Source organism: Pseudomonas sp. TWP3-2, from assembly GCF_049897765.1.
GTDB lineage: Bacteria > Pseudomonadota > Gammaproteobacteria > Pseudomonadales > Pseudomonadaceae > Aquipseudomonas.
The window spans coordinates 251706-273178 of sequence record NZ_JAFCWW010000005.1 but is presented as its reverse complement, the minus strand read 5'-3'; the positions used below and the strand labels follow the sequence as shown (position 1 = coordinate 273178).

The window sequence follows — 21473 nt, the reverse complement described above, 5'->3', positions numbered from 1 at the left end:
GAACGATGTGGATCTGATTTTCAAAGCCTTGCTCGGTGCGGCGGTGGTGGTGATTCTCGCCGCACTGGCGAAAACCAAAAACTACTACATCGCAGGGCTGGTGCCGCTGTTTCCGACCTTCGCGCTGATCGCGCATTACATCGTTGGCAAGGGCCGTTCGATCGACGATCTGAAGACCACCATCGTGTTTGGCATGTGGTCGATCATTCCGTATTTCGTGTATCTGGCGACCTTATACGTGATGGTTGACCGGATGCGGCTGGAGGCATCGCTGGCGGTCGCTGCGGTGGCATGGTTGATGGCGGCTACGGTGTTGGTGACAGTCTGGGTGCGCTTGCACGCCTGACCTGCGCACAGATCAAAAGCCCCTCACCCCAGCCCTCCCGAAACGTCGGACCGCCCAAAGGGAGAGGGGGCCGATTGGGGGAGATTGGAGAAACACGCCGACCTGAAAGCGCTTTACCGAATCCACAATCGACACGGTATTTCAGGTCGTTGTCGGACGCGAGACGCCTCGGTCGGCTCCCTCTCCCTTGGGAGAGGGCTGGGGTGAGGGGCTCTTCCGCTTCACAACAAATTACGCTCAGCCACCGGCTCAATCTGCGCCCAATGCGAAGTATCCTCCCGATGCTCACGCAAATACGGCAGCACCGCCCCCAGCAACGGTTCCTTGAACGCCTCCTGAAAGCGATGCGCCAATCCCGGAATCAACCGCAACTGACTGCCACGAATATGCGCCGCCAGATGCACCCCATGCATCACCGGCAGCAACGGATCAGCCGTACCGTGCACCACCAGCGTTGGCACACGTAGTTGGTTGAGCAACGCCACCCGGCTCGGCTCGGCGAGGATCGCCATGATCTGCCGTTTGACGCCCTCGGGGTTGAACGCACGGTCGTAGGATTGCGCAGCCTGATGCAACAACGCCTGCCGATCATCGCTGATCGTCGGGCTGCCGAGCGCCGCCAGCAGATCAGCCTGCTGTTCCAGTGCCGCTTCACGATTCGGTGCGCCACGCCGCGCTAATAACTGCACCAACGCCGCGTTCGGCGCGGGCAAGCCTTCGGCACCGGAGCTGGTCATGATCAGTGTCAGGCTCTCGACTCGTTGCGGCGCCATCGCTGCCATATGCTGGGCGATCATCCCGCCCATGCTCGCGCCGAGCACGTGGAATTGCTCGACGTGCAACGCGTCCATCAAGCCCAGCGCATCGTCGGCCATGTCGGTCAGGCTGTATGGCGCCGCCACCGGCAGACCGAGTTTGTAGCGCAGCACTTCAAACGTCAGATTGGCCTCGGCCGGCGCCTGACGCCAAGTCGACAGACCGACATCGCGGTTGTCGTAACGAATCACCCGAAAGCCCTGCTGACACAGCGCGACCACCACTTCATCCGGCCAGTGAATCAACTGCCCGCCCAGCCCCATCACCAGCAACAACGCCGGATCGGACGCGCGACCAATGCTCTGGTACGCCAGGCTTACCTGCGCCAGATCAACCCGTTCAGTCGGAACATTGACATCGCAACGCGACGCGGCAGACGCCGGCAAACCGAAAAAAATCGCAGCCCATACAGCTGCGATTGCAAGAAAACGCTTACCCATGAAAAACACCGAAACGCAGAACCCCAGTAGAGCGCGAGTCTGATGAAGTTTGTTCAAGCGCGCTGCCACAGTTACGTGACAGTTTGATGAAGAGTGCCGAACGGTTAATACCGCGCCAGTTCTGGTCCAAGGGTCCAAGCCGACCATGTCGTGAATGAGTGAGACTAACCCAGCAGAAACGCATGCGCTGACTCACCGCGGCGACACAGAATAACGTCCGCTCGTCGGAAAAACCTTTCTACCTGTCAGATCTGACAGTAGGCAAATGAAGGAGAAAAGAACTTAATTCAGCCATGTCAGCCCGGACGTCATGTGACGTTTTTTATACGCGAGTGGAGTAACAGACAATGGACGGCACCCCGAGAGGCACTAACGGCTCAACACAGGTTCTAGTGTTCTCCACCGAACAAGATTCGCTGCGTGTGCTGGCTGACTCGCCTCCGTTGATTCCCGGTGCCAAGCTGCTCCCTGACGGGACCTTCGGCGTAAATCGCAACATGGCGCAAAGCGACCGACGCGGACTACTAGGCTACATCCTTCCTTATCCAAAAATGGACGCAACCGATCAATGTCGGGTGTATCTAGGCTCACGTCCAACTTTGGTCAGCGGGCCTTTTCCCGTAGGGCAGTATCTAAACCAACTGACTCCATTCCATATTTCGCGCGAAACGCTTGAACAAATGTTTGCAGCTCCCGCACCACTCCCCAATAAGCTGGACCTCTTTTTCAGCATCGTGCGCAGTAGCGGCAACGAGCAAGTTTTCCCGTCGCTACCAATGCTTTACAAGCCACTCGGCCCAGGAGAACTCGATACCCGACCCGATCTGCCCAACAACCAAGGACTGCTCCCGCTAATCCCATCGGAAACCGAGATTGACAAAACCGTGCTTGCCAACGGAATGTTCGCCACCGTGCCGCAGTGGATGCATCAGGTTGTCGGTGATTTGATTTATTTAGCGGTAGGGCCACTTGAGCGGTGCGTTACGGTCACCACGCTGGGCGATCAGCTCATTGAATTGACGTCCGACTTTTTAACCAAGTTGCCCAACACCGACAAAGTAGCGTTCGTCTACGAAATCGTGGATCCAGTAGAGAATGGCAGTGGCTGGTCTTCACCAGTTTTCGTACGGCTGAGACCAACGGAAGCATTACTGGTAGCCCCCGTCATTGATCAGGCAGAGCCGGGGAATCCCGACAACCTCGCCTACGAGAGTTTGAACGGCGAGACGGCAACGGTATTGCTGAACGAACAGTTCACTGCCGGTGACGAAGTTTTGCTCAGGGTAGTTCTGTCAACGGTCGTCGGCGATCAGGTCGAGCGACTCCTGCCGCTTCAAGTCAAAAACAGCACTCGATCACTAAGAATTGATCTGGAGAACGAATTCATTCAAAACGGGATTCGAAGCTTCGTGAGCCTTGGCTACACTCGAATGAGGGCTGGAGTTACGCATCACTCCAAGTCCTACACAATGACCATCAGTGGAGTAGACCTTCCCGCACCAGCACCCACTATTGACCAACTGGTAGGTAGCGAGCTGCCCTCGAACACATTAGAAGCTCATGTGAAAATCTCCACATACTGGCCGCTGGTCTCCGGTGCAGTTATTAGTATGCATTGGCAGGTCACAGGCGCTAATGGCGTTGTGCAGTTATACATTTTCCAGCAAATTATCAATGATATACGCGAGCAAGTGGTGTTCAATATTGCTCGCGAATACATTGCAAAGTTTCAGGGCAGTCCGTTAACGGCGCTCTATAAAATCGAGAATCCCAATAAGCCCACGGTCCAATCGAAGTCGCTGCAAGTCACTATCGGTGCAGGCGGTGTACTAAGAGAAAGCTTTAATAGCTACCCAAGACAGTTTATTACCCTTGGGCAACGCATGGTGCTCAACACCATGACGGTTACGCATATCGAAGGGAACGGTCGACTGGGTCTGGTACCTGTGATGGAACACTTCCTTCATATCGAGGGAAAAATGGACGGTCAGGCTCTGGATATCATGTACAGCAATGAGTCACCTACGCAGAGAATTCGATTGGACCTAAATCGAGCATGTTCCCACGTCAGCTTCTGGTACGGCGCAACTAACTTTTCGACAAATACGGTCACCTTCTATGGGCAAGGAGGTGCCCCGTTGGGCACGCTCCCCCTGCGGCTCAACCTCAATTCCGTCGACCAGATTTCATTCGCGGCTCCAGGAATAAAGTCAATTGAGTTTCGAGCCATGCAAGACGAGTATTTGGTCAATAATTTCGAGTTCGTCGTCTAATTTTTCATGTGAAAAAACTAGGCGCCATCGATCCATGCGCACATTGTTGAATCACCACCCGATGCAAACTTGCTCGGAGTGGTGATCCATGAAAATTTCCAATCCAAAAGCTGTTTCTATGCCAACTGATTCCGCAACTGCCGCGCCGCCGCGACCATGTTGATCAACGCCGCTTCCGTCTCCGGCCACGCACGGGTTTTCAAGCCGCAATCAGGATTGACCCACAAGCGCTCGGCGGGAATCCGTTGCACCGCTTTGCTCATCAATTTGACCATCTCGGCCGTGTCCGGCACCCGTGGCGAGTGGATGTCGTACACGCCGGGGCCGATGTCGTTCGGGTAGTCAAACGCTTCGAAGGCTTCGAGCAGTTCCATGTCCGAGCGTGAGGTTTCGATGGTGATGACGTCGGCGTCCATGTCGGCGATGGCTTTGATCACGTCGTTGAATTCGCTGTAACACATGTGGGTGTGGATCTGGGTTTGGTCCTTGACGCCGGAGGCCGTCAGGCGGAACGCTTGCACCGCCCAGTCCAGATATTCCTGCCATTGCGCGCGGCGCAGCGGCAGGCCTTCGCGGAACGCGGCTTCGTCGATCTGCACGATCTTGATTCCGGCGTTTTCCAGATCCAGCACTTCATCACGCAGGGCCAGCGCCAGTTGCTGCGCCTGGACTTTGCGCGAAACGTCTTCGCGCGGAAACGACCACATCAGCATGGTCACGGGGCCGGTGAGCATGCCTTTCATGACCTTGTTGGTCAGGCTTTGCGCGTAGGTTATCCAGTCGACGGTCATGGCTTTTGGTCGACTGAGGTCGCCGTAAATCACTGCCGGTTTCACGCAGCGCGAACCGTAGCTCTGCACCCAGCCGAAACGGGTGAAAAGATAACCGTCGAGTTGCTCGGCGAAGTACTCGACCATGTCGTTGCGTTCGGCTTCACCGTGTACCAGCACGTCCAGCCCGATACGTTCCTGCACTTCAACCGCATGGCGGATTTCACTGTGCATGGCGTCGGTGTAATCGTTGGCCGACAGCTTGCCCTGCTTGAACGCCTGACGCGCGAGACGGATTGAAGCGGTCTGCGGAAACGAGCCGATGGTAGTGGTGGGGAACGTCGGCAATTGCAGACGCGCCTGTTGCTGGGCGATGCGTTTGGCGAACGGCGACTGGCGTTGGCTGTCCTTGGCGTTGATCGCTTTGATCCGCGCCTGCACTGCAGGTTTATGAATGCGCGGCGAGCGCGCGCGGCTGTTCTGAATGGCGCGGCTCTCGGTCAGTGCGCGCTGGACTTTCGGCGCTTGCGGATCGTTCAGGGCATCACGCAGCACGGAGATTTCGCTGCATTTCTGCACGGCGAAGGCCAGCCAGCTCTTGAGTTCAGGATCGAGTTGGTCTTCGCGCTCGACATCCACCGGGCTGTGCAACAACGAACATGAACTGCTGACCCACAGGTTGTCGCCAAAACGCTCTTGCGCCGGTTGCAGTTGCGCCAGCGCCTGCTCCAGTTCGCAGCGCCAGACGTTACGACCGTTGACCAGTCCGACCGAGAGAATCTTGTAGGTCGGCAGGCGATCAAGCACTTGGCCGAGTTCTTCAGGCGCACGCACCGCGTCGATGTGCAGACCTTGCACCGGCAAGCCCACGGCCAGGCCAAGGTTATCTTGCAGACCGCTGAAGTAGGTCGCCACGAGTTTTTTCAGCGGCGAATATTGCAGGATGTGGTAAGCGCGTTCGAAGGCGCTTTTCCACGCTTGCGGCAGATCTAGGGTGAGGATCGGCTCATCAATCTGCACCCACTCCACGCCCTGCTCGGCGAGGCGCACAAGGATTTCGTTGTACACCGGCAGCAGACGCTCAAGCAGATCGAGCTTGTCGAAGTCGTTGCCTTTCGCCTTGCCCAGCCACAGGTAAGTCAGCGGGCCGATGATCACCGGTTTGACGTTATGCCCCAGCGCCTTGGCTTCTTCGACTTCATCGAACAATTGCTCCCAGCTCAGTTTGAACTGCTGATCCGCGCTGAATTCCGGGACCAGATAGTGGTAGTTGGTGTCGAACCACTTGGTCAGCTCTTGCGCATATTGCGTCTGGCCGTGGTCAGCGCCGCAGCAGTTCGCGGTTGCGCCACGGGCCATGGCGAACAAGGTGTCGAGGCTCGGCTGGCCCTGTTCATCACGCACGCTGTCGAAGCGCTCGGGGATCACGCCGAAGGTCAGCGAGTGAGTCAGCACCTGGTCGTACCAGGCGAAGTCGCCGACCGGCAGCAGATCGATGCCCGCGTCTTTCTGCAACTGCCAATGCCTGGCGCGCAGATCACAACCGACCTGATTCAGCGACGCCTGATCGAGATCACCCTTCCAGTAGGCTTCGAGGGCTTTTTTCAGTTCGCGATCGGCGCCGATGCGCGGGAAACCCAGGGTGTGTGCCACGGCCATGTCGAATGTGCTCCATTGCGTAAAAGATGGCGCCATTGTCGACAGCCTACCCAACATGAGACAAACTCAACCTTTTCGTGTTGATCACAAGTTTTCCTCATGGAGCCAGCCGGTGCTTGAAATCCGCCACCTGAAAACCCTGCACGCCCTGCGCGAAGCCGACAGCCTCGTCGATGCCGCTGACCGCTTGCACCTGACCCAATCGGCGCTGTCCCACCAGTTCAAGGAGCTGGAGGAGCGCATGGGCATGCAATTATTTGTGCGCAAGACCAAACCGGTGCGCTTCACCAGCGCCGGTCTGCGTTTGCTGCAACTGGCCGACGCGACCTTGCCGCTGCTGCGCGGCGCAGAACGCGACATCGCGCGACTGGCCGGTGGCACCGCCGGACGGCTGCACATGGCCATCGAATGCCACAGCTGCTTTCAGTGGTTGATGCCGACCATCGACCAGTTCCGCGATGCGTGGCCGGAAGTCGAACTCGATCTGGCGTCGGGCTTCTCGTTTGCACCGTTGCCGGCCTTGGCGCGCGGTGATCTGGATCTGGTGGTGACGTCCGATCCGCTGGAAATCGCCGGCATCACCTATGTGCCGTTGTTCACTTACGAAGCGATGCTGGCGGTGGCCAATCAGCATGCGCTGGCGAGCAAGCCGTACATTGTCCCGGAAGATTTGCTCACGGAAACGCTGATCACCTACCCGGTGGAACGCGACCGACTGGACATCTTCACGCGCTTCCTCGAACCGGCCGACATCGAACCGGCGCAGGTACGCACTTCGGAACTGACGGTGATGATGATGCAGCTTGTGGCGAGTGGGCGTGGCGTATGCGGCATGCCGCACTGGGCGCTGCATGAATACAGCTCGCGCGGTTATGTGAAGGGCAAGCGGTTGGGGGAAAAAGGCTTGTTTGCCACGTTGTACGCAGGGATTCGCGCCGACATGCTTGATGCGCCGTACATGCGCGATTTCCTGCTGACGGCCAAGGACACCTCGTTCTCGACGCTGGATGGCGTAAGCGCGGTTCGCTGAACCTTCATTGATCACGCACTGATTCATGTGGGAGGGCTTTCAAGCAAATACTCCGAAAGCTTTCCCACCGAGATGAATCACGCAGTAGCCCAGAAAAGAATAGGCGAGCATTCGCGTGGGAATAATTACCAGCCTTCGTAAGGGTGCGGGAAAACCAGCGATTCCATCCACTGCCTGGGGATCAGTGAACGACAAATAATCTCCGTCCAACAAAAACATGGTCGTAATGTGGGACAGGCGGCAATAGCGGCCATACACACCGTTTCCCATAACTCGACGATTGCGGGCGACGAAGTACGACTCCTTCAGCAGAGACTCCATCTCAGCCAGTTTGAAAATACTGATGCATATTTTCGCGACCAAGGCCATGAGGCCCAAGGCAAGACAGGCAATCAACATGGCGATGCAGAGCAATTTCAGGTCGCTGGCGGGTCTGGAAAGAGTCACGCATAACTGCTCAAAACCCATCCAAAGCAGCAGCAAACCGATGCCAGCCAAACCAGATCTGAAAAGGCACGCCGGGATTCGAACCCATTTTTTCAGGTGCTCCGGAAAAATTTCCGCCTCAATGACTGCTTGCCGATCCAGCATTTGGTATCGAGTGAAACGTCCAGCCAATGCTCCTATTTGCCTGACCCTTCGCATTCTTCCCAATGGCCCGTTCCCCAGCGTTCTGCTGTTTACACTCACTAGTTGCGAGGTGATGAAATGGTCTTCCATTTGATCAAGTCGAAAATAGGCGGCAAACAACACGATTGCCTCGCTCAGGATAAAAAGGAGAAGAACGAGAGCGCACAAGGGAAGAAAAGCGAGGATCAAAGATAATCCTTGATATTGATCCATATGAAAATCGCAAGAAACCATAAAAGGCAAAACGTATTGATGTGACCGGGGATAATCACCCACGGACGCAATTTTTTTGGGAAATTGTTTATTTGACCTATGGATCCAGGGTCCATATTTCGAACAAATTTCAGGACCAACAGCGCATAAACAACTTCGAGATTCCCGACTTTGAAGATCACCGGGGTACTTTTGTCGCCTCGATGCGCTGCAACGAGACGTGACTCAGATAAGTGGCTCTGGATCTCTTCTAACTTGCGGGTCGCTACGTATGCTGAAAAACCGTAATTCAAAATAAACAATGTAAAAAGGAGAATACCTGACAGGCCGACAAACTGATCAAAGCTCATTACTGGGTCACCTCGTATACATTTTCGCCGACAAACTCTCCCACCTGCCCGCCACTATCTCCCATTTGCGCAGCAAGCATGCCGCTGATAACCAACATACAAACAAGACCTCCAGTACCCACTGTGCCCACTCCAATTGCTGCACAGGCCATAGGTGCAACTGGTGCCATTCGGCTCGCCAATATTCCACCCGTAACGATTCCCGAAAGCTTCGATCCCTCTACAAATTTCGCCTTACGACATTCTTCCTGGCGTCCGGTGCGACATGTTTCGTGGATTTTCATTGCGCTAGAAGAGGAAGCTAGCCCAATTGACACATAACCACCTGCTTTCATGTATTTGGAAACCCGCGCCACGCCTTCTATATGTGTTGCATAGCCAGGCAATTGAGTCGGTGCGCCCGCTTTGTTCCAGTTATGCACGATTCTGCGCGAGGACAGGCCTAGTGCCCGTTTAAGTTTTGGGTGGTCCGGAATGCCCGTCGTCTTGCGAACCAAGGGCCCCAAACCGGAATCAAGTTTGGTCATTAGCCGTTTACGCTTTGCATAGAATTCAGGGGAATGCAGGTTGCCATGCTGTCGGTATTGTTCAATGTGTAAGCGTTCCAGTTCCTTGAGCGTGTTCTTGAGTGTTTCCATGTGCTGCCCCACCATAAACGACGCTACTCCCAATGCGCCGGATGAAACACCCAAGAACGGCTCAATCACCTCGTGATGCTCAACCATGAATGAGGCTTCTTCATCTGTCAGATCCTTCACCGCTTCATTTACTTTCTCCGCCGCCGCCATCATCTGGGCTTCTTCGCGTCGACACATGTAATTGCGCGAGTCGCTGAAAATGACCATTTGCCCCGGTTTGACTTGCTCACCAAGGTGGCGGTTGAGCGAGCGGAATTCACGGAGTAGCACGTCGCTCGGTGTGATTTCGTACAGGGAGCGTTCCAGGGCTGCAAGGCTGATGGGTTTCTGGACAATGTGAAAGCCCGACTCTGCCGGTTTAGGCAGGGTGTAAGCGTGCTCTTCCACCAGATGTTGGGCCGGTGGTGTCTCCTGTTTGGGTTTGAACGCATTCCAGGAGGCGCCACCGTTATCCGCAACAACTCGCGGTTTCACGACTACCCATTCGCCGCGTCCGTTTCCCGTCCCGAAAAACGGGGAACTTTGACGAGCGACCTAAAGCATTAATGCCGGGTGATTCTGTTTTACGTGTAGGGAGATTCCGATTTCTCTAGAGAGAAACGTGAACATGTGGTTTTCCGTCAGACCGTGACTGCGCAAATCAAGGGCGCTTCGCAGCCCAGCGGGAGCAAGCTCCCTGGCCACGAAAGTCCTACCAGGAACTCAAGGAACTTCGCGCCACATATGGATCTTGTCGAAGTAGTCCTCACCAACCCGAACCGCCAACGGCTCCAGTCCAAACTGGAGGAAACCGCAGCGCTGATACAGTTTGAATGCCGCCTCATTACCAGCGGTGACGGTCAGTTGAATGACTTTCAGCGCCGGATGCTTCTGCGCTTCGTCCAGCGCGGCCTGCACCAGTTGTTGGCCCAGGCCGTGCTGGCGAAACTCGGCCGAAACGTACATGCCGAACAACGTCGCCTTGTGCCGAGCCTTCTCCCGCGGCTCGAATGCTAGGCCGACGATGCCCGCCAACCGGCCTTCTTCGAAGGCGCCAAACACCGCGTCAAGCTTGCTGGTAAGCCGCGCCTCCCACCAACTCAATGGCATCACCGCCCTTTCACGCACGCTGGAAGTGAACGCCTGCGGATGCAGGTCGTAGGCCTCAAGCATCAACTCGCGGTAAGCCAGCGCATGACTGGCGTCGAGACGTTCGATCCACATGTTCAGGCCGCTCGCCGTTGCTCAAGCATCAGCCGCAATGCCAGCGCACCGAGCACGAAACCCATGAAATAACGCTGGACTGCCAGCCACGTCGGATTGCTGACGAACCACGACGCGATGCCCGCCGCGAACAGCGCGATCAGCAAGTTGACGCAGAAGCTGACGCTGATCTGCGTCAGGCCAAGAATGATGCTTTGGGTGAATACCGAGCCGTGCTCAGGCGAGATGAATTGCGGAAATACCGAGAGGTAGAACACCGCAATTTTCGGATTCAACGCACTGGTGAGAAAACCCATGGTGATCAACTTGCGCGAAGAATCCGCCGGCAATTGCTGCGCTTCGAACGGTGAACGCGCACCGGGCCTGACCGCTTGCCAGGCCAGCCACAACAGGTACAGCGCGCCGGCCCACTTCAACACTTCATAAGCCATCGGCACCGCGAGAAACACCGCTGTCAAACCGGCCGCGGCCGCGAACAGGTGCACGAAGAATCCCGCGACCACACCGAGCAAAGAGGTCACCCCGGCCTTGCGTCCCTGACAGATCGAACGCGAGATCAGGTAGATCATGTTCGGCCCCGGCGTCAGCACCATCAACAACGCGGCGGCGGCGAAAATCAACAGGTCTTGAAGCGGGATCATGGCGAAGTCCTGTGCATGAATGATCAGGCGCTGACGGCCAGCGAGGCTCGATAAAACGGCAGGATCAGTTCGCGTGTCAATGGGGCAAGGATGACATCGCCGTCGGTGGCCGGATCGATCCACAGCACCTCTTCGATCTCGGCCGCAGGGGAGACTTGTGCGTCGATGGTCAGTTGGAAGATTTCCGCCTGAACGATGAAGCCCGGTTCGTTGGCGGCGGGTGCCGAAAACTGGCCGAGGAATGTCGCTTGCGTCGGATCGATGAGCAATCCCAACTCTTCTTCCAGCTCACGGGCCAGTGCATGCACCGGCAATTCATCAGCCTCGATCTTGCCGCCCGGCTGCATGAATGCGCTAGTGCCGCGCTTGCGCACCAGCAGGGTCTGGCCGTCAGGGCGGATCAACAGTGCAGCGGCGATGTGAATGATGCGCGATGGAACGGCGGATGCAGAAGTCATGGGTCAGTCACGGGCCTTGGGAGAAACCGCAAGGATCCCATGCTGGCCACGCCAACGTCATCAACCCGTGCCTTCAAGCTCTTCCGGCTCCTTCACAAACACTTTGTATTTGGCTCCCTCCATGGCCTCGAAACTAATCAGCTTGTCCACCAGCAATGCGCTCAACACCTTACCGGCATTGAGCAGCAACATGCCGTTGTCGGCATTCAGATTGCGCGCGAGGATCATCCCCGCTGCCAGCTCGCGAGTGCCCAACACCTTGACGTTCGGGTCGGCCAGCACCACGTCGCTGAGGCACGCCGCGCACACCTGGATGAAGTCTTCGATCAACTCCGGATCGTACAGTCGGCCGGCGTACTGACGCAGGTATAGCAACGCCTCATCGCTGTTCATCTGCCGCTCGAGAATCAGCCCGCGCTGCAACTCGACAAAATCCACCGCCAGTTTCAGCAGCCGCGAACCAAACGGAATCGCCTCGCCTTTGAGCCGATCCGGAAAACCGCTGCCGTCCCAGCGCTCCTGGTGATGCAGAATCAACCGCGCGGCATCCTTCATCGGCTCAAGCGTCATCAGCAGCGATTCGCTCTGTTTCGGATAACCGCGATAGCGCTCGCGCTCGGTGCTGTGCAGCAAATCCGAGGGCGCGCTCATCATGCTGTCCGTCCAGCTCAACTTGCCGATGTTGTACAACGCGGCGGCCATGGCCAGGTCGCGGCTGCTGGCTTCATCCAGCCCGTGCATTTTGCAGTAGCCGCGCACCAGTTCGATGATCTGCCGATTGGTCTGCTTGGCCGGCGGCAGGCGCAGGTTGGCCAGCAACGAGAACACTTCGGTGCCGGTCACGTAACTGTGTTTGAGCTCTTCGTAGGCCAGATCGAGCATGTCGGCGGTCTGCTGTAGCTCGGCGGTACGCGCGGCGACGTGCTTTTCCAGGGTGCTGTTGAGCAACTTCAGCTGATCGTTCTGCACTTTGGCCAACCGCTCCAGACGCTGGCGTTCACGCTCGGAATGTTGATGCTCCAGCGCCTGACGCAAGGTCAGCAGCATTTCTTCGTCGTTCCAGGGTTTGCTGATGTAGCGATCGATTCGTCCTTCGTTGATGGCTTTGATGATCGCCGCAGGGTCGGCATAGCCGGTGAGCATGATCCGCGTGGTCGCCGGATAGAGTTCATGCACGCGCGCCAGCAACGTGGCGCCGTCCATATTGGGCATGCGCGCGTCGCTCATCACCAGATCGACTGGCTGCTGCTCCAGTATTTCCAGCGCCTGTGCGCCGCTGGTAGCCAGCACCACGTCGTAGGGCTGACCGCGCAGCAGACGCCGCAGGCTGTTGAGGATCGACTCCTCGTCATCCACCAGCAACACCTGCGGCCGGTGCGCTGAAGTCGCAGATTGTTCTTCCATGGGGTGACCTCAAGCGAAACAGTGAACCTGACAGGCGCGCCGACAGACCTCCTCGTTTGCCGGCGCTTGAGGGCAAGGCTAGATGATTTTCGCGGGGGACACGCGATACATCGGTTACACACCGCCAAGCGAAGAGTCCTGCGGGCAACTATGCTCCAGGGGTCGAACGAGACAAACGGCATGCGTGCAGGCATGCAAGGAGGGGAAAAAGGATGCTCCCGAGTAAGAGCGTGTCTGGAACTGGCATTGCGCCATGAGCGCACAAGCCGGACCGATCAACCGCCGCATACTCATCGTCGACGATACCGCGTCGATTCATTCCGATTTTTCGAAAATCCTCAGTCCGGGCAATGCAGACGCCGACAGCCTCGGGGAAACCGAAAACCTGCTGTTCGGCACCCCGGCCACCGCTCCTAAACTGCACTTTGAACTGGATTCGGCGTTTCAAGGCAGCGAAGCTTTGGCCAAACTGCATGCGGCCATCGCCGCCGGACGCCCCTATGCCATGGCCTTCATCGACATGCGCATGCCGCCGGGCTGGGATGGCCTGGAGACCATCGAGCGGCTGTGGCAGGTCGATCCCAAGCTGCAAGTGGCGTTGTGCACGGCCTACAGCGATCACTCGTGGGAAGACATCGACCAGCGGCTGGGGCTGACCGATGGTCTGCTGATTCTGAAAAAACCCTTCGATGCGATCGAGATCCGCCAGATGGCCAGCGCGCTCACGGTCAAGTGGCAGATGACCGAAGACGCCGCGCTGAAGATGACTCAGCTCGAACAAGCCGTTCAGGAGCGCACGCGAGAGCTGTCAGACGCCAATATCATCGTGCAGAACAGCCCGACCATCCTTTACCGGTTACGCGGCGACCCTTCGTTCAAACTGATGTATATCTCGCACAACATCACACGCTACGGCCATGTGGCGGCCGATCTGGTGAGATCGGCAAACTGGGCACAGGATTTGATTCACCCGGATGATCAGGCCGGGGTAGATGCCGCCATGGCCCGGGTACTGGATCGCCACGCGCTCGGCGCCTCGATCGAATTTCGCCTGCGTACCGGGGATGGCAACTGGCGCTGGGTGGAAAACCGCTACGTCCCGGTCCGCGATCTCGATGGCCGATTGCTGGAAGTCGAAGGGATCATCCTCGACATCACCGAGCGCCGTGTGGCCGAAGAGAAGCTCGCCTTGCTGGCGCGCACGGACGGCCTCACCGGGCTGGCCAATCGCGCCACGCTGATCGAGCGTCTGCATCAGGCGTTTGCCGGCGCCCGTCGCGGCGCAGCGCCATTCGCGGTGTTTTACCTGGATCTGGACCACTTCAAGCGCATCAATGACAGCCTCGGTCACCCGATCGGCGATCTGCTCTTGCAGGAAGTGGCGCGGCGGATCAAATCCAGTGTGCGTGAAAGCGACGTCACGGCGCGCCTCGGCGGCGATGAGTTTGCGATCCTGCAACTGGACGTCAGCGACCCGACCCGTTCCGCCGCCATGGCCACCAATATCCTCGATGCGCTGATGGCGCCGTATCACCTGGCGGGCAACGCTGTGCATATTTCAGCCAGCATCGGCATCAGCACCTACAGCGACGCCAGCCTCGACGCCGACAGCCTGCTGGGCCAGGCCGACATGGCGCTGTACCGGGCCAAGGACACGGGGCGCAATCAGTATCACTTCCACTCCGAGGCGATCACCCAGGAAGTGGCCGAGCGCATGGCCATCGTCAATGAGTTGATGACTGCACTGGACTGCGATGAGCTGGAGTTGAAATACGCGCCGGAATTGGACATGCACAGTGGCAGGATTTTAGGCATGGAGGCGCAAGTCTGCTGGAACCATCCCCAGCGCGGTCTGTTGACGGCGGGCGCGTTTGTCCCGGCCGCGGAAATAACCGGCGCCATCATTCCCCTCGGCCGCTGGGTGCTGGATCGCGCCTGCCGGCAAATGAGCGAATGGCGCAACGCCGGTGTGGCGCCACCGGTGATGGCAATCAAGCTGTCGCTGGCCCAGCTCAAGAGCGGCCCCGAGTTTATCTACGACGTATTGCGCACCGCCGCGCGTTACGAGCTTGCGCCCTGGGATCTGCGCTTCGATGTCACCGAAGCGACGCTGGCCCAGACCAAGTGGACCCATAACGACGTGCTGCCGAGATTGAGCGAGCTGGGGGTGAAAATCGCCATCGACGATTTCGGCACCGAATATTCATCGTTCGACTACCTGAAAACCTACCGGGTCAATCACCTGAAACTCGCCCAATCGTTTCTCGACAGCGCGGCTCAGGATACCGCCGGGGCCAACACTCTGAAGGCGATCATCAATTTCGCAAGGGATCTGGGCATCGGCATCATCGCCGAAGGCGGCCAGCAGCCGGGGCAACCACACGTGCCCAAATCCGATGCTCCGCTGGCTGCGGCACAAGGTCTGTATTTCAACGAGGCCCTCAGCCCCGAGCACGCGGTCCGGATGCTCACCGCCGCCAGCAGCGAGTCAGCGGGTACGAGGGAGATTGAGGGATGAAAACGCCCTTCGCCCAGACCAACCGGCGGATTCTGATCGTCGACGATACCCCGGCGATCCATGACGACTTTCGCAAGATACTCACCCCCGACATCAGCGGCGCAGCAGACCTGAACAGCCTGGAACAGTCGTTGTTCGGCACCCGTCAGGCCCAGCAAGTGACGTTCCAGCTTGACTCCGCCTATCAGGGCCAGGAAGCGCTGAGACTGGTGCAACAAGCGCTGGATGAGGGTCGTCCCTACGCCCTCGCCTTCACCGACATGCGCATGCCGCCCGGCTGGGATGGCCTGGAAACCATCGAGCAACTGTGGAAAGTCGATCCGAACCTGCAAATCGCGTTATGCACTGCTTTCTCCGACTACAGCTGGGAGGCCATGGCCGAACGGCTGGAGTTCGGCGATCAGTTGCTGATCCTGAAAAAACCCTTCGATACGCTGGAAATCCGCCAGATGGCCAACGCCCTGACCTGGAAGTGGCAACTGGCTCAGGACGCCGCACTGAAGATGCTCAGCCTCGAGCAGACTATCGAGGCACGCGTCCACGAATTGCTCAAGGTCTCGCACCTGTTGCAGTACGACACCCTCACCGGTCTGCCCAACAGCACCTTGCTTGGTGACCGCTTGAGTCAGTCGATTGCGGCCTGCCGACGCCATGACAAAAAACTGGTGGTGCTGTTCCTCGGTATGGACCGCTTCAAACGCATCAACAATGCGCTGGGGCATCCGGCGGGCGACGAAATGCTCAGACGGGTGGGCCAGCAGTTGCTTGGAAACGTGCGCGGATCGGACTCGGTTTTTCGCTACGGCTCGGACGAGTTTGTGGTGATCCTCACTGATATCAACCATCCCCAGCAGACCCGCAGCATCGCCGAAAAACTGCTGGGCGCCATCCGTGCGCCCCAGATGATTGCGGGGCATGACGTCAGCGTCACTGCCAGCATGGGCGTGAGCATTTACCCGGACGACGGGCTCGAGGCCATCGACCTGATCAAAAAGGCTGAAACGGCCATGCGCAACGTCAAGGACAGCGGGCCGGACAACTTCGGTTTTTTCATCGAGGCCATGAACGAGCGCGCACGCCAACAGCAGAGTATCGAATCAGGTATTCGCCAGGCGCTGCAACGCAACGAATTCGTCCTGCACTACCAGCCGAAAATCGCCCTGGAGAGTGGACGGATTGTCGGCGCAGAGGCGCTGGTCCGCTGGCAAAAACCGGGGCATGGCTGGGTCTACCCATCCGAGTTCATTCCAGTGGCCGAAGACAGCGGGCTGATCGTCCCGCTGAGCAAATGGGTGCTGGCCGAAGCCTGCCGCCAGACGCGGCAATGGCAGGCCGCGGGGTTGCCGTCGATCCGCATGTCGGTCAACACCTCGGCCATCGACTTTCGCCAGCGCCACTTCGTGGAGAACATCGAACAGGTGCTTGCTCAGACAGGCCTGGATCCGTGCCTGCTGGAGCTGGAGATCACCGAAAGCGTGCTGATGCAAAACGTCGACGCGACCATGAGCGCGTTGCAACGGTTGAAAGCGCTCGGGGTCAGGCTGGCCATTGATGACTTCGGCACCGGATATTCAAGCCTGAGCTACCTGCGCCGCTTTCCCATCGATGTGCTGAAAATCGACCAGTCATTCATTCGTGGCCTGAGTACTGACAGCAGCGATGCCGCGCTGGTCGGCGCGATCATCAGCCTGGGCAAGAGCCTGAGCCTGAACGTCATCGCCGAAGGGGTCGAAACAGCGGCGCAACTGAAATTTCTCAAGGATCACCATTGCGAAGAAGCTCAGGGTTACTACTTCAGCGAAGCCGTGCCGGCGCCGGCGTTTGCCCGACTGTTGAGCACAGGGCTGCCGGATTCATCGACGCCCTGCGACAGCCCGGCAACAGGCACGGGAGACAATCCCTCATGACCTTGTTCCGTTACACACTGGCGGTGATGTTGGGTGGGACATGCGTCAACGCTGCCAGCGAGCCATTGAATCAGCCACTCAAGCCCTTGCCGGAGGTGGCGCCACCCAACCGTGAACGCGCCGCGCTCGGTCGCCAGTTGTTCAATGACCCCAGGCTATCGGTGAACAACACGTTGTCCTGCGCCAGTTGCCACCAACTGGACAAGGGCGGTGCCGACAGCCGCGCCCTGTCGCTGGGTTTCGATGGCAAACCGGTGACGGTCAACACGCCAACCGTGCTCAACGCCAGCCTCAATTTCCGGCAATTCTGGGACGGACGGGTCGAGACCCTGGAAGCGCAAGCCGACAATGTGATTACCAGCCCCCACGAAATGGGCAGTGACTGGAAAACCGTCGTGCAACGCATCTCCGACGATCCCGGCTACCGCAAGACCTTCGACAGCGCGTACCCGGACGCGGTGACCAAAGCCAATATCCAGAACGCACTCGCCACCTACCAACGCACCCTGTTATCGCCAGGGTCGCGCTTCGATCAATACCTGTTGGGCAAGACCGACATTCTCACCCTCGAAGAAAAGTACGGCTATCAACGCTTCAAGGACTACGGCTGTATCGCCTGCCATCAGGGCGTGAACATTGGCGGCAATATGTTCCAGAAGTTCGGCGTGTTCGGTGATTACATCGCTGATCGCGGCAACCCGACGGCGGCTGATCTGGGCCGCTTCAATGTCACCGGCGATGAAGCAGATCGCGCGGTGTTCAAGGTGCCGAGTTTGCGCAATGTCGCCCTGACCGCGCCGTACTTCCACGACGGTTCAGCCCCCGACCTCGAACGGGCCGTGGACGTTATGTTCCAGTACCAGTTGGGGCGCATGCCGAGCACCGAAGACAAAACACTGATCATCCAGTTTCTCAAGACCCTGACCGGCCAATGGGAGGGCAAGCCATGAAGAAGATCTCACGCAGAACCAGCCTGCTGCTGATCACGGTGGTCGCCATTCTGCTGGCCTCGACGCTGCTGTTCCTCTACCTCAAGTCCAGCTCCGAACAGACCACCACCTACACCGATTCGCGCGACTTGATCCGCCAGATCACCCAACAGGACGCCCTGTGGGAAAACGAAATACTCAAGGCCCGCGTGGCGATCTCCCACAACTACGACCCGCTGGTGTCTCCGGTGACCGAGATGCATCAGCTATGGGAGCGCTTCGCCGCAATGGAGTCGGGGCATGGGCGCAAGGACTCCAGGCAATGGAACGAGGCTCATGAAGGCTTTCTCACAGCGATGCAGGAAAAGACTCGTCTGGTGGAGCAGTTCAAGTCGCACAACGCCTTGTTGCGTAACTCTCTGGCGTTCCTGCCAACTGCCGAAGATGACATTCAGGCGCAACTGGCGGACTTGTCCGACCTCGACAAGCTGCAAGTGCAAAACATCGCCACCGACACCTACGACCTGCTGCTCAGTGCCCTGGAGTTTGCCCAGGTCACCTCCGCCGACAAGGGCGCCGACATCGTGCTGGGACTGAATAAACTGGCGGTGAACGCGCAACGTTTGCCGGAAGAATTCCATACCCCGGTGAAGATTCTCAGCAATCACATCGCGCTGATTTTACGCGAGCAGCCAGTCGTCAACGATCTGCTGGAAAGCATCGAAGTCGTGCCCGTGGCCGAACGTCTGGACGACATCACCCGCATGCTCAACCTGGATCAGCAACGGGTCGAAAAAATCGACCGCGAGTACCACTTCTACATGCTGTTGTTTTCCGTGCTGCTCATGCTGTCGCTGCTGTGGCTGGCCGTCCGGCTGATCCGCAGCTTCGCCGAGATCCACCGGGTCAACAACGCCCTGCAAAACGCCAACGATGCGCTGGAGCAACGGGTCGAAGAACGCACCCGGGAACTCAAGAACGCCCAGAGCGAACTGCTCGATGCCGCACGGCAGGCCGGCATGGCAGAAATCGCGACCAACGTGCTGCACAACGTCGGCAACGTGCTCAACAGCGTGAACATTTCCTGCGAACTGATCGGGCGCAAACTGCGCAGCAGCAAGGCCCTTGGCCTGGGCAAGGCCATGCAGTTGATCAACGAACACCCCGACGACCTCGGGCATTTCCTCAGCGAAGACGACAAGGGCAAATTGCTGCCCGGTTATCTCAACCAACTGGTCAGTGCGATTGACCAGGAACAGCAGGAAATGGCCGACGAACTGGGCCAGATGAACAAGAGCGTCGACCACATCAAGGACATCGTCGCCACCCAGCAATCCTACGCGGGGGCCAACAGCATGACCGAACCGCTGTATATCGACGAACTGCTGGAAGACGCCCTGCGCATGAATGCCGGTGCGCTGACTCGCCATCACGTCACCGTGGTCCGGCAATACAGTGAAGTGCCCCAGGTCATGGGCGACAAACACCGCTTGCTGCTGATTCTGATCAACCTCATCAGCAACGCCAAATACGCCATGACTGACCTCAGCAACCGCCCTCGGACAATGACGCTTGGGGTGGAAATCGTTGACGAGACCTTTTTGCAAATCAGCGTCCGCGACGACGGTGAAGGCATCGCCGCGGAAAACATGACACGCATCTTTGCTCACGGTTTTACCACGCGTAAAGAAGGTCACGGTTTTGGCTTGCACAGCTGCGCGCTGGCGGCGATCGAAATGAACGGCCACCTCACCGCCCACAGCGATGGACCGGGGCTGGGCGCCTTGTTCACCTTGCAACTGCCGCTGATCGCCGTCACGGAGAACGCATGAGCGAACTGTCCAACCGGCGCATTTTGCTGATCGACGACATGCCGTCGATTCACGAAGACTTTCGCAAGATTCTCACCCCGACCCTGGCGCACTCGGCTGAACTGGACGAGATGGAAACGGCATTGTTCGGTGCTCCAGCCAAGCCCCAACGCCCGAGTTTCGAGCTGGACTCGGCTTATGGTGGCGAGGAAGGCCTGGCCAAACTCAACCTCGCCTTGCAGGAGCAATGCCCCTATGCCCTGGCGTTTGTCGACATGCGCATGCCCGACGGTTGGGACGGCGCGCAAACCATCGAGCAACTGTGGTTGCAGGATCCGCAATTGCAGGTGGTCGTGTGCACGGCGTATTCCGACTATTCCTGGGACGAATTGCTCGATCGGCTGCAGGCTCACGACCGTCTGCTGATCCTGAAAAAACCCTTCGACAACATCGAAGTGCAGCAAATGGCCAATACCCTGCTGACCAAGTGGCAGATGACCGAGCGCGCTTCATTGCAAATGCATCATCTGGAACATCTGGTGGATCAGCGCACCGCTCAATTCAAGCAGGCCAGCGTGGCCTTGCAGCGCGAAATCGATGAGCGCAAACAACTGGAAGGCCAGTTGGTGCAGTCGGAAAAGCTTGCTTCACTCGGGCAACTGGCGGCCGGGGTCGCGCATGAGATCAACAATCCGATCGGCTTCATTTCCTCCAACCTCGGTTCGCTGGACGGCTACTTTCAGCAGTTGCTGAGCATGCTCGACGCCTACCAGACCGCCGGGCAAACCCTCGCCGCCGAACCCGCCGCGCGACTGCAACAATTGCGCGAAGAACTTGATCTGGGTTTTCTGCTTGAGGATATTCCGGTGCTGATCAAAGAGTCCAAAGAGGGCATCGGTCGCGTCAGCCAGATAGTCAAGGACCTGAAAGATTTCTCCCGGGTCGACACCCAGCAGCAATGGCAGTCGGCCAATCTGCAACAAGGCATCGAATCGACCCTGAACATCGTCGCCAGCGAACTCAAGTACAAGGCCGATCTGGTCAAGGAATATCAGGATCTGCCGGACATCGAATGCCTGCCGTCGCAGATCAATCAGGTGGTGATGAATCTGCTGGTCAATGCGGCGCAGGCGATGGGGCCTGAACGCGGCGTCATCACCCTGCGCACCGGGCTGCAAGGGCAAAACGTGTGGATCGAAGTGGCTGACAACGGCTCGGGCATTGCACCCGAGACCTTGCAGAAAATCTTCGACCCGTTCTTCACCACCAAACCGGTGGGGCAAGGGACAGGGCTGGGTCTGTCGCTGTCCTACGGGATCGTGAAAAAACACGGCGGGGATATTTCGGTGCGCAGCGAACTCGGCGCCGGCACCACGTTCCGCGTGCTGTTACCGGTGCGCCAGTCTGCTGCCTAGCGCCCATATAGGTAGAAAGTCT

Annotated in this window: 17 protein-coding genes; 8 read left to right on the top strand and 9 right to left on the bottom strand. The window is 58.0% G+C overall.

Annotation, left to right across the window (positions count from 1 at the left end; translation table 11 throughout):
* Positions 1-16 precede the first annotated feature (16 nt).
* Positions 17-346: a GlpM family protein gene (locus ACP7EE_RS10695; protein ID WP_420646674.1), complete on the top strand. Its 330-nt coding sequence runs from the start codon at positions 17-19 to the stop codon at positions 344-346.
* 221 nt (positions 347-567) lie between these two features.
* On the opposite strand, the gene ACP7EE_RS10690 is transcribed toward ACP7EE_RS10695, so the two are convergent.
* On the bottom strand, positions 568-1602 hold the full coding sequence (locus ACP7EE_RS10690) for an alpha/beta fold hydrolase (protein ID WP_426234472.1): 1035 nt from the start codon (positions 1600-1602) through the stop codon (positions 568-570).
* Between the two features lie 347 nt (positions 1603-1949).
* Between ACP7EE_RS10690 and ACP7EE_RS10685 the strand changes: the two genes are divergently transcribed.
* Complete coding sequence (locus ACP7EE_RS10685) at positions 1950-3875, top strand: hypothetical protein (protein ID WP_426234471.1); 1926 nt, start codon at positions 1950-1952, stop codon at positions 3873-3875.
* A gap of 116 nt (positions 3876-3991) precedes the next feature.
* Here the strand turns inward: ACP7EE_RS10685 and metE are convergent, their stop codons facing one another.
* The gene (gene metE / locus ACP7EE_RS10680) at positions 3992-6304 is read right to left on the bottom strand and encodes a 5-methyltetrahydropteroyltriglutamate--homocysteine S-methyltransferase (protein ID WP_426234470.1); all 2313 of its coding nucleotides are present in this window, start codon (positions 6302-6304) and stop codon (positions 3992-3994) included.
* 112 nt (positions 6305-6416) lie between these two features.
* On the opposite strand from metE, the gene metR reads away from it, so the two are divergent.
* Entirely contained in the window at positions 6417-7334 is a 918-nt protein-coding gene (gene metR, locus ACP7EE_RS10675; protein ID WP_420646192.1) for a transcriptional regulator MetR, read from the top strand.
* A gap of 39 nt (positions 7335-7373) precedes the next feature.
* On the opposite strand, the gene ACP7EE_RS10670 is transcribed toward metR, so the two are convergent.
* The 7 genes from ACP7EE_RS10670 to ACP7EE_RS10640 form a co-directional block, all read right to left on the bottom strand.
* On the bottom strand, positions 7374-8177 hold the full coding sequence (locus tag ACP7EE_RS10670) for a hypothetical protein (RefSeq protein WP_426234469.1): 804 nt from the start codon (positions 8175-8177) through the stop codon (positions 7374-7376).
* Positions 8150-8527, bottom strand: coding sequence for a hypothetical protein (locus tag ACP7EE_RS10665; protein WP_426234468.1), 378 nt, complete (start codon positions 8525-8527; stop codon positions 8150-8152). The genes ACP7EE_RS10670 and ACP7EE_RS10665 overlap by 28 nt, the downstream gene beginning before the upstream one ends.
* On the bottom strand, positions 8527-9639 hold the full coding sequence (locus tag ACP7EE_RS10660; protein ID WP_426234467.1) for a hypothetical protein: 1113 nt from the start codon (positions 9637-9639) through the stop codon (positions 8527-8529). The genes ACP7EE_RS10665 and ACP7EE_RS10660 overlap by 1 nt, the downstream gene beginning before the upstream one ends.
* A gap of 228 nt (positions 9640-9867) precedes the next feature.
* On the bottom strand, positions 9868-10368 hold the full coding sequence (locus ACP7EE_RS10655; protein WP_426234466.1) for a GNAT family N-acetyltransferase: 501 nt from the start codon (positions 10366-10368) through the stop codon (positions 9868-9870).
* 2 nt (positions 10369-10370) lie between these two features.
* On the bottom strand, positions 10371-11009 hold the full coding sequence (locus ACP7EE_RS10650) for a LysE family translocator (protein ID WP_426205969.1): 639 nt from the start codon (positions 11007-11009) through the stop codon (positions 10371-10373).
* A gap of 23 nt (positions 11010-11032) precedes the next feature.
* Positions 11033-11467: an NUDIX hydrolase gene (locus tag ACP7EE_RS10645; RefSeq protein WP_426234465.1), complete on the bottom strand. Its 435-nt coding sequence runs from the start codon at positions 11465-11467 to the stop codon at positions 11033-11035.
* 60 nt (positions 11468-11527) lie between these two features.
* Positions 11528-12871 (bottom strand): HD domain-containing phosphohydrolase, encoded by a 1344-nt coding sequence (locus tag ACP7EE_RS10640; RefSeq protein ID WP_426234464.1) that lies wholly within the window; start codon positions 12869-12871, stop codon positions 11528-11530.
* A gap of 253 nt (positions 12872-13124) precedes the next feature.
* On the opposite strand from ACP7EE_RS10640, the gene ACP7EE_RS10635 reads away from it, so the two are divergent.
* Genes ACP7EE_RS10635 through ACP7EE_RS10615 form a run of 5 tightly spaced genes read left to right on the top strand, consistent with a single transcriptional unit; the run spans position 13125 to position 21451 of the window.
* The gene (locus tag ACP7EE_RS10635) at positions 13125-15389 is read left to right on the top strand and encodes a GGDEF/EAL domain-containing response regulator (protein WP_426234463.1); all 2265 of its coding nucleotides are present in this window, start codon (positions 13125-13127) and stop codon (positions 15387-15389) included.
* Positions 15386-17296 carry a putative bifunctional diguanylate cyclase/phosphodiesterase gene (locus ACP7EE_RS10630; protein WP_426234462.1) on the top strand — a complete coding sequence of 637 codons (1911 nt, stop codon included), beginning with the start codon at positions 15386-15388 and terminating at the stop codon, positions 17294-17296. The genes ACP7EE_RS10635 and ACP7EE_RS10630 overlap by 4 nt, the downstream gene beginning before the upstream one ends.
* Positions 17293-18246: a cytochrome-c peroxidase gene (locus ACP7EE_RS10625; protein ID WP_426234461.1), complete on the top strand. Its 954-nt coding sequence runs from the start codon at positions 17293-17295 to the stop codon at positions 18244-18246. The genes ACP7EE_RS10630 and ACP7EE_RS10625 overlap by 4 nt, the downstream gene beginning before the upstream one ends.
* On the top strand, positions 18243-20057 hold the full coding sequence (locus ACP7EE_RS10620) for a DAHL domain-containing protein (protein WP_426234460.1): 1815 nt from the start codon (positions 18243-18245) through the stop codon (positions 20055-20057). Before ACP7EE_RS10625 ends, ACP7EE_RS10620 begins: the two co-directional genes overlap by 4 nt.
* The gene (locus ACP7EE_RS10615; RefSeq protein WP_426234459.1) at positions 20054-21451 is read left to right on the top strand and encodes an ATP-binding protein; all 1398 of its coding nucleotides are present in this window, start codon (positions 20054-20056) and stop codon (positions 21449-21451) included. The genes ACP7EE_RS10620 and ACP7EE_RS10615 overlap by 4 nt, the downstream gene beginning before the upstream one ends.
* Positions 21452-21473 lie beyond the last annotated feature (22 nt).

Bases quoted from the DNA above. Each gene is read 5' to 3' on its own strand.
- ACP7EE_RS10690 (WP_426234472.1), bottom strand. From the start codon at position 1,602: ATGGGTAAGCGTTTTCTTGCAATCGCAGCTGTATGGGCTGCGATTTTT.
- ACP7EE_RS10685 (WP_426234471.1), top strand. From the start codon at position 1,950: ATGGACGGCACCCCGAGAGGCACTAACGGCTCAACACAGGTTCTAGTG.
- metE (WP_426234470.1), bottom strand. From the start codon at position 6,304: ATGGCCGTGGCACACACCCTGGGTTTCCCGCGCATCGGCGCCGATCGC.
- ACP7EE_RS10670 (WP_426234469.1), bottom strand. From the start codon at position 8,177: ATGGATCAATATCAAGGATTATCTTTGATCCTCGCTTTTCTTCCCTTG.
- ACP7EE_RS10665 (WP_426234468.1), bottom strand. From the start codon at position 8,527: ATGAGCTTTGATCAGTTTGTCGGCCTGTCAGGTATTCTCCTTTTTACA.
- ACP7EE_RS10655 (WP_426234466.1), bottom strand. From the start codon at position 10,368: ATGTGGATCGAACGTCTCGACGCCAGTCATGCGCTGGCTTACCGCGAG.
- ACP7EE_RS10650 (WP_426205969.1), bottom strand. From the start codon at position 11,009: ATGATCCCGCTTCAAGACCTGTTGATTTTCGCCGCCGCCGCGTTGTTG.
- ACP7EE_RS10645 (WP_426234465.1), bottom strand. From the start codon at position 11,467: ATGACTTCTGCATCCGCCGTTCCATCGCGCATCATTCACATCGCCGCT.
- ACP7EE_RS10640 (WP_426234464.1), bottom strand. From the start codon at position 12,871: ATGGAAGAACAATCTGCGACTTCAGCGCACCGGCCGCAGGTGTTGCTG.
- ACP7EE_RS10635 (WP_426234463.1), top strand. From the start codon at position 13,125: ATGAGCGCACAAGCCGGACCGATCAACCGCCGCATACTCATCGTCGAC.
- ACP7EE_RS10630 (WP_426234462.1), top strand. From the start codon at position 15,386: ATGAAAACGCCCTTCGCCCAGACCAACCGGCGGATTCTGATCGTCGAC.
- ACP7EE_RS10625 (WP_426234461.1), top strand. From the start codon at position 17,293: ATGACCTTGTTCCGTTACACACTGGCGGTGATGTTGGGTGGGACATGC.
- ACP7EE_RS10620 (WP_426234460.1), top strand. From the start codon at position 18,243: ATGAAGAAGATCTCACGCAGAACCAGCCTGCTGCTGATCACGGTGGTC.
- ACP7EE_RS10615 (WP_426234459.1), top strand. From the start codon at position 20,054: ATGAGCGAACTGTCCAACCGGCGCATTTTGCTGATCGACGACATGCCG.